At 38.6% G+C, this 10,363-nt stretch carries 1 protein-coding gene; it reads left to right on the forward strand.

The genetic code is table 11. The features are described 5' to 3' along the window. Positions 1–281: 281 nt before the first annotated feature. Complete coding sequence (locus ACTG3Y_RS05320) at positions 282–10,205, forward strand: HYR-like domain-containing protein (protein ID WP_439151887.1); 9,924 nt, start codon at positions 282–284, stop codon at positions 10,203–10,205. The last annotated feature ends 158 nt before the right edge of the window (positions 10,206–10,363 follow it).

Genomic DNA, 10,363 nt, shown 5'->3' on the forward strand with positions numbered 1-10,363 from the left:
GCATAGCGATTGATTATTAGCACTTTATAGTTTACTGAATATTTATTCAATAAACCAATTATTATTTGAGGCTTTACCTTAGATAATTTTCGTGATTACGAATATTTTTTAGCTGCAAAAATGTAGTTGTTAATATATTAAGTGTTAAATATTTTTTAATTAAACCAAATGTTATGTTTATGAACAATTTTACCCGACATGTTGGTTTTGTCAAATTTTGGCAATCCATCATTAATTTATCGTGTTGTAACATTGATTCTATTACCAAACAAGCAAGAAGCATGAAGACCTTACTGGTTATCATGCTAATGTTGTTTACGGTAGGATCAACGTTCGGACAAACATCGGCAAGGTCAGTGATATTAGATCGCTGTCTGGCAGATGCGCCTGAGCCTCAATTTACTCAGGAAGATTTAGAAATGCTATACGCAACCGAGTGCGATGGCGAAGAATTAACCTTTACAGTAACAGACGATACTACTGGTAACGACTGTGAGTGGCAGGTGATTTACACCTACACAATACTGTGTGGTGACAATGACCCAATTACTTTAAAGACAGTCTTTAGAGGAGCGGATCAGTCAGCACCACAGTTAGACGGCACAATACCAGCCGATCTAGAAGGTCTTAATTTCTGTTTAGATGCGATCCCAGAAGGACCAGACGAAGCAGAGATTGTAGCACAGTTTACAGATAACTGTACGGTGTTAAAGCCAATCAATGTGACTAAAACTATGGAGTTAGATCCAAATAGTACAGATTGCGATTGGATGATGACTTACACATATACTATTTCAGATGACTGTGGAAACCAGTACGAAGAAGATATAAAAGTGGTGTATTCAGGAGGCGATATAGAAGCTCCAAAATTAAAAAAGAATATGGTAATACCTGCAGGGGATTTAAATTCTCCTTTTTGCTTTTTAGAAAAGCCACAAGGGCCAACCGAAGCAGATATTGCAGCATTATTTAAAGATAACTGTTCAGTAATTACTGAAACTAATGTTACAAAAACAGGCTTCTCAAAAGGAGATAACTGTAAATGGATGGCCGAGTATACTTATGAAGTAGTAGATGATTGTGGTAATGCTTACCCACCATTTACAATTAAGTATGCAGGTAGAGATACAACTCCTCCAGTATTAGCAGGAGTACCACAAGATATTACAGTAGACTGTATCGATGAGATCCCACCACTTCCAAAGAAGAACGAAGGACCAACGGCAACAGATAACTGTGATACAGATCTTGAAATCACAGTATTTGTAAACCATGAGAATTTAGGTATTGCATGTGAAGGTGGATTTATCACAAGAACATGGACCGCTTATGATGATTGTGGAAACAAGGATGTGCAGATGCAGACTATTACAGTATCACCAGCACCAGCAGCAGAATTTGATGAGTTAGCGCCAGAAGTAGATTTAAGTTGTGAAGACTTAGCAAACTACGTTCCAGCTAACCTAGGCTATTCAAATGGTGTTGAAGGTGGAGCTTGCTCCATATATGGTGAAGCAGAGCCAGAGTACACAGCAATCACAGAAAACTGTGGTTCATTTGTAGTATCATATGCATTTGAAGATGAGTGTGGACGTTCAATTTCAGCATCACAAACGGTTAATGTTATAGATACCAAAGTACCAGTATTTGATTTAGAGTGTCAGGTTGACGCACTTGAGATTAGAACATCAGAAGGGTATGATTGCCCAGCAGATGCGATGATATCATTAAATGTTGGAGATGAGATCGATGTTAATACAGGATGGACTGTAGGCGGATATGACATTCCTCAATTAGCAGGTTGTGTATCAGATAACTGTGCGGCAGATCCAGAGTTAATAATTAGAGTTACTGATAAAACAGCAACTCAAGATTCATGTAACAATGAATTAACCATAACATTTGTAGCAGAGGACAACTGCGGAAATATATCAGGTACATTTACATGTTCATATGTAGTAATCGATGACACAGCGCCAACATTTACAGCGCCAGAAGATTTTACGGTTTACACAGATGAAAATTGTGAGTATATCGCAACTCCAGATGTTACAGGCGAAGTAACAGATGAGTTAGATAACTGTAATAATCCATTAGAGGCTAAGCCAGTAGATAAGATTATCGAAGGTGAGTGTGAAGGAGAATTAATAATAGAAAGAACTTGGACTTTAAAAGATGCATGTGAAAACTTTGCACCAAACCAGGTTCAATATATCTATGTAAAAGATAATACTGCACCAACGTTCGTAAGACCGGCAGATATTACTATTTACACAAAAGAAGATTGTTCTTATGATGCATCAACAGAGTTTACAGGTGTAGCAACAGATGTGGCAGATAACTGTTCAACAGATCTATCACCAGCGTATACAGATGTAACAGAGCCAGGCGACTGCCCAGGTGAGTATGTAATTACAAGAACATGGACATTAACAGATAACTGTGGTAACGACGCAACGCCACAAGCGCAGCGTATTACGGTATTAGATAATATCGATCCTATGTTAACTGTGCCAGAGGATATAACAGTAGAGTGTGATGCTGTACCAGCAATAGGAACAGCAACAGCAACAGATAACTGTGATCCAAACCCAACAGTAACATTTGTAAGTGAAAACTTAGTAGATGATGACGGAGACAACTGTGATGATACTTATAAGCTATTCAGAATATGGATCGCAACAGATTGTTCAGGTAATCAAGTACAGAAGACACAAGTGATTATTGTAATTGATACAACAGATCCAGTATTAACTGTACCAGAAAGCGTAACAGTTCAGTGTGATGCGGTACCACCATTAGATGAAGGTGCAGCAACAGCGACAGATAACTGTGACGACAATGTAACAGTAACGTTTATCGATGAGAAGTTTGAGCAAGGAGATTGCGCAGATAGCTATTACATCTTCAGATCATGGAGTGCATCAGATTGTGCAGGTAACTCAGTTACAGGAACACAGACAATTATTGTAGTAGATACAGTAGATCCAGTATTAACGATACCAGCAGATGTAACCGTAGAATGTGACGCAGTGCCAGATGTAGGAGTACCTACAGCGACAGACAACTGTGATACAGATGTTCACATCTCAGAAGTAATGGAAGAGATTATTCCGGGATCTTGTCCTCAAACGTACACGATTAAGCGTACATGGACAGCGACAGATAACTGTGAAAATACAGATACAAAAACACAAACTATAGAAGTACAGGATACACATGCGCCGGTAATTGCACCAGCTGCAATGGACATGGTTGTAGATTGTGATGGAAATGGTAATGTTGCAGATTTAGAAGCATGGTTAGCGAGTAACGGCGGTGCAGAAGCTACAGATAACTGTGGTGAAGTAACATGGTCTCATAATTATTGCGATAATAGTGAGGGAGGACAATTTATACAAGAGTGTGTATCACTAAGTGATCTTTGTGGTGAAACAGGTTCTGTTACAGTAACATTTACTACTTCAGATGAGTGTAACAACTCTAGTTCAACTAGTGCTACATTTACAATTAGAGATATTACAGCTCCAACAATAGACATTCCTGCAGAGCCAGAAACTGTTGAATGTGATGGTTCTGGTAATTTAAACCAGTTTAACGCATGGTTAGAAAGTAACGGAGGAGCATCTGCTTCAGATGATTGTAGCGATGTGGTATGGTCTAATAACTATTGTGCAGATGGTGGAGACGCAAATGCATTTACGGTAGATGCAACTGCAGAATGGTTATCATTCGATAACTTATTCTTTTTAAATGATAGCTATTGCTGTGGATTTTCAGGGCCAACTCCTGTTATAGGTCCGGGTAACCAATTGACTATTGAGCCTAACTTTGGTTCAGGTGACGATGTTAATGTTGAAACCAATGTATTCATTGCAGACAACAGTCTAGTTGGTCAATCATTTACATTCAGTGGAAATGTGACTAGCAATACGTTAGTAGAAGGTTATCAAGGTACAGCTTGGATTAAGCTATTTGATGGTGGATTTGGTTTAATAGAACAAATTTCAGTGCCATTAAACGAAGGTACATTTTCAGTAGAATATAATAATACACAACCAGGTGCTGTGAACATCCAATACGGATTCTCAACATTCGGTTTAGGTGGTGCAGGTCAAGAACCAGGTTCTTTAGGTAATGTTGTTATTGAAGCATCAGAACCAACATGTGTGTCATTTAGTGATCTTTGTGGTGCAACTGGAGATGTTACGGTAACATTTACAGCGACTGATGATTGTGGTAATGCATCATCTACAGAAGCGACATTTACAATCCAAGATACTACAGATCCTTTATTCTCAGTACCAGCAGATGTTACTATTGAGTGTGATCAAGATCCACACGATTTAGAATTAACAGGTGATGTTACAGATGAGTCAGATGCGTGTAGTGCAGAAGGTTTAGAGGCAACTTATTCAGATCAAGTAATTCCTGGAGATTGTCCTAACGAAAGTTCAATTAAGCGTACATGGACATTAGTAGATGACTGTGATAACTCTTATACTTTAATTCAGACTATTACTATTATAGATTCTACGCCTCCTACAATTGATGTAGAAGCATCGCCAGAAACTGTAGAGTGTGATGGATTAGGTAACACAGATGCATTAGAAGCATGGTTATCTAATAACGGTGGAGCAGTAGCTACAGATAATTGTGGTCCTGTAACATGGTCTAATAATTATATGAATTTAAGTGACGATTGTGGTGCTACAGGTTCCGTAGATGTAACATTTACAGCTACTGATGCTTGTGGTAACACTAGCTCAACAACTGCGACGTTCACTATAGAAGATACGATTGCACCAACAATCACTGTTCCTGCAGATGTTACTGTAGAATGTGATATGGTGCCAACAGTATGTGATCAAGATAATGGTAACGGAAATGGACCTGAGCCAGCGGCTTGGATCAATGAGTTCCATTATGATAACTCTGGTAGCGATACTGGTGAGTTTGTAGAAGTAGCAGCTAATTTTGATGCTTCAGCTTACAAATTATACTTATATAACGGTTCTAGCTCAAGCGGATCATCTTATTTTGATACTGTTCTTGGTACAGGTACTGAAGCCGGTGGTGTTTACTATTATGTAATTCCAACAGCTGGAATTCAAAATGGAGCACCTGATGGTATAGCCTTAGCTGATGCTTCAGATGTATTAGTACAGTTCTTAAGTTATGAAGGAGCCTTTACAGGTGTTGGTGGACCAGCAGATGGTGTTATGTCTACTGATATTGGTTTAGCAGAAGGTAGTAGTACTTCAGAAGGTGAATCATTACAATTAACTGGTACTGGTTCAGCATATGGAGACTTTACATGGTCTGGTCCTACAGCTGAAACGCCAGGAGCGACTAATGCAGGTCAAACTATCGTAGTTATGCCTGGAGTAAATCCTAATGGTAACGAAGGTGATATAGCATGTATCGTTTCTGCAGATGATTGTAGTGATGTAACAATTACTTACAATGGTGAAGTAAGAGAAGATGGTGATTGTCCAAACAACTATACGTTAACACGTACATGGACGGCAACAGATGCTTGTGGTTTATCAACGACGAAGTCTCAGGTAATTACAGTACAAGATACTGTAGCACCAACATTTACAGCGCCAGCAGACACAGAGATCTTTACAGATGCAAATTGTGAGTACAACGCTAGTCCAGATGAAACTGGAGATGTTGAAGATGAGATGGACAATTGTTCAGATCACTTACAAGCGACTTACAGTGATGTAATAGCTGACGGTCCTTGTACAGGTAGTCAAGTAATTACACGTACATGGTCATTAGTAGATGAGTGTAGTAATGCAGCAGCAGATCAGGTACAAGTTATTACTGTAACTGATAATATTGCTCCTACATTTACAGCACCAGAAGATCTTACAATAGATTGTACAGATGATTATTTAGATCTTGTATTAACAGGTGATGTAGACAATGAAATGGACAATTGTTCTATGGATTTAGAAGCAACATTTGTAGATGCTATTGTACCAGGTGACTGTGCAGGTAACTATACAGTAAACAGAACATGGTCATTAGTAGATGCTTGTGGTAACGCAGCAGATGATCAGGTACAAGTTATAACTGTACAAGATATAGAAGCACCAACATTAGCACCAGACGCAGTATTGCCAATGGGTCAGTCTAATATGGATATCTGTGCTGAAGATGCATTAGAGCATACAAGTTCTATTGTAGAAGGCTTTGATATAGCAAGTCTATACGTAGATAACTGTAGTTTACCTATTCATTTAGATATAACAACAAAAGTACTTCCGGGTTCAGACGATGAATGCTACTGGTCAATTATGTACACTATTGTAGTGTCAGATGACTGTGGTAATGAAGTTGATGCACCAGTGAAGTTATTCTTTAATGGTAGAGATATGACGGCACCAACGTTAAGAGATGGTGAAGTATTACCAGTAGGTGAAGACGGATTACAGTGCTTAGCATCTGTACCAGACGCGCCAAAAGTAGCAGATATCACTGCATTATTTGAAGATAACTGTGATGGTGACGTAATTGTTACGCCATTAGATACAGTAACTACAGGAGACAATTGCGAAGGATGGTCTGTAACATACGGATTCTCTGTTAGCGACTCTTGTGGAAACTTTGCAGATAATGTAACAGTAACATATACAGGAGAAGATACAACACCTCCAATGTTAGTGGGTACACCTCCAGATTCATATATCAATGGATTAGAAGGATGTAGAGATGCAGATCCAGGACAAGACTTAATTACTGATGCAGTAATTAGAGCATTGTTTGAAGATAACTGTACAGCTAATGAGGATTTAATCATTAGTATAGTTAGAAAGCCAGCAGGTACAGATGCTAGCTGGATTGTAACTTATGATGTATTTGTATCAGACCTATGTAACAACAAAGCAGCAATGCTTAAGTTTAACTACGCAGGTAATGACACAACTCCTCCGGTAATTTCTTGCCCACAAGATGTGGATTTAACATGTGTGTTAGATGAAGCTCAGTTTACTGACGAAGAAACTATTGTTGGATCAAATACTGAGTCATTTATAATTACAAATGGTTCTCCAGTAGATGCAGAAGCAACAGTAGCTGGAATTCCTGCTAATGCAACAATAACTGATATCACTGTAGATTTACTTGGTGTTACCCATTCATGGGCCGGTGATTTAGAGATTACTTTAGTGTCTCCAACAGGTGTAGAAACTTTATTACTAATTGGTGATCAAGGTGGCTTTGGTGATACCTTTACTGATAATAACCTAAGTTTTGATGATACAGGTGCAAGTCTTGATGACATTGTATTTGAGGCAGATGGCGTTTATATGCCACAAGATGGAACATTTGCTGATTTCATCGGTACATTAGCTGGTGATCAAAATGGTACCTGGGTGCTTAATGTAGTTGATGATGCAGGGGGTGATGACGGAGAATTCGATGGATTTAATGTTAATATCACTTATATAGAAGAGATTGAAGGCTTAGAACGCACAGATCCTGAGTTAACAGGTTTCCCAACAGCGGAAGATTGTGGTGAAGTAACTTTCTCTTATGTAGATGTATTAGGTGACGATGGTGTAACCATTACAAGAACTTGGACAGCAACAGATGGTGCTGGTCTTACAGATACTTGTGATCAAATCATTATCAACGCTACAGATATGGAAGGACCAGTTGTAGACTGTCCTACAGATATCTCTGCAGAGTGTGGTTCTGGTACTCCAGAGTTTACTGTTAGTAGTGAGAATTCAACAACTGGTCCAATTACGGATTCAGGTGATACAGATTTCACGACTACGGTAAGTAGTATCCCAGCGGATGCAACTTTAACTGACATTACTTTAGATATGACGTTATCTCATACTTGGGCAGCAGATTTAGAAATAGTTCTTACATCTCCTTCAGGAAATGAAATGATTTTATTATTACCTTCAGATACTGGCGGTAGTTCAGATTTTGTTGATACTAGTATAACTTTTGATGATAATGCTACCACAACGGCAGCAGATTTAATCACTAATGGTGGATTAGTACAAGGTGGATCATATATACCTAATGATGGTACTGTATTCTTCTCTGATATTATTGGCTCTATAGGTGATGCTAACGGAGACTGGACATTATCAATTAATGATGACGCAAGCGGAGATACAGGTGATATTTCAGCTTGGGCTGTTAATATTACATACACTACACCATTAGCTGGTGGAGCAGTAGTAGACTTTGATATGCCAACAGCAACAGATAACTGTGATGACAACCCTGTGGTTGAACAAACTGGTGGTCTGGAATCTGGATCGTTATTCCCAGTAGGTGATACGGTAATTACATATGAGGCAACAGATGCTTCAGGTAATGTAACGACTTGCTCGTTTACAGTTAGCGTTACAGATACTGCAGATCCTGTATTGGCTTGTACTGAAGATATAGATGTATTTTCTCAAGGGCCAACAGTTGTGGCTGTAACTAAAACTGGTGAGTATGGACCGCAAGATCCATTACAAAGTATTAAGTTTGGGGCTGTTGAGACCGTCAGTATTACAGATATACCTGCTGGTGCAACAGTTACAGATGTGACTATGAGTATTGATCTTAACCATCCTTACATAGGTGATTTATCCTTCTTCTTAGAAGGACCAAATGGTGAGATGATTACCTTAATGGATCAGCCAGGATTACCTGCTACAAGCTTTGGTGATTCTAGTGATGCTTCTGTAGATGGTACTATTACCTTTACTGATGCTGGTGTTAAGAATGGTGAAGATATGGGAGATAACCTTTTAGGCAATCAAACTGTATGTGTATCTGATGATATTTGTACATTTACCCCAGATGATGGATCATTTACTTTTTCAGATTTTATAGCAACGCTAGGAGATCCTAACGGTGATTGGACGTTGACTATCGCAGATGACTTTACGTCTGGTGATGATGGATTCTTGAGAGGATTCAGTGTTAATGTTACCTATGAGACTGAGCCTGTAGATGGTACAGTAGTAGACTATGATGTTCCAACAGCCTCTGATGTTTGTGATAGCGATGTCACAGTAGAATTAACAAGTGGCTTGGCTTCTGGTGAGTTCTTTCCATTAGGTGATACTGTGGTTACATATACGGCTACTGACGCTTCTGGTAATACTGACGAATGTTCATTTACAATCACTGTAAACGAAAATACTGATACTGTGGCACCAGAGATTACATGTCCTGATGACATTGTAGTTGATGCTGAGTTAGGTACTCCAGCTGGTGGTGGAACTGTTCAAGGTTCTAATACTGATTCATTTGTTATTACAAATGGTTCACCAGTAGATGCAGAAGCAATTGTTTCTGGAATCCCAGCAGATGCAACTATCACTGATATTTCAGTTGATATATTAAGTATTTCGCATACTTGGGCTAGTGACTTAGATATTACTTTAGTATCACCAACTGGTGCTGAAACAATTATTCTAGTTCAGGATGAAGGTGGTTCTGCGGATTTTGTTGATAACAACATTAGTTTCGATGACAGTGCTGCTGAAAATTCTACAGCTATGGTACCTGGAGTTGATGCGACATACAGGCCAAATGATGACTCAGAGACATTTGCTGATTTTATCGCTTCATTAGCCGGAGACCAAAACGGTGTTTGGACATTAAATGTTGTAGATGATTTAAGTGGTGACGATGGTGAATTTGATGGATTCAATGTTAATATCACTTACACTACACCAGCTAGTCCTGATGGAGTTGTAGTAACTTACGCCTTACCAACAGCTACAGACGACGTAGATGGTGCAGTTGGAGTTGATTATGTAAGTGGACCAATGTCTGGTGATTTCTTAGAGCCAGGTAGTTACACTGTTACATATTCTGCAACAGATGCGACTGGTAACACTGACGAATGTTCATTTAATATTACTGTGAACCCTGTGTTCATCGCAAGAGCAGCAGTTGCTGATGAGAAAATGGATTTCAGAGCGTATCCAGTACCATTTGAGAATGAGGTAACTATTCAGTATATGTTTGAGTATGACACTAATGTAACTATTGAAATGTTTGACACTAAAGGCTTGTTAGTAGCTACTAAGACAAACAAAAATTACATGAGTGGTTCTACAGAAAGAGTTAAGTTTGACCTTTCTAGAACAGCAGTTCAAATGTTATACGTGAAGTTAACTACGAACCAAGGTTCAGTTACTAAGAAAATTGTTTCTGGTAAATAAACCTAAGGTTTAGTATAACCCTTTAATTTTGAAAAGGCAGCTATTATTTAATAGCTGCTTTTTCTTTTTATAGCCAGTCATTGAAAGCTGTTCACTTTAATCTTATATAAATCATTGTATAGATTGTATAGCGATTAATTGTTTAGCTGATATTCTCT

Origin of the sequence: Winogradskyella sp. (assembly GCF_965656915.1) — a bacterium.
GTDB lineage: Bacteria > Bacteroidota > Bacteroidia > Flavobacteriales > Flavobacteriaceae > Winogradskyella.

Coding starts and splice junctions, on each gene's coding strand:
- ACTG3Y_RS05320 (WP_439151887.1), top strand. CDS start 282: ATGAAGACCTTACTGGTTATCATGCTAATGTTGTTTACGGTAGGATCA.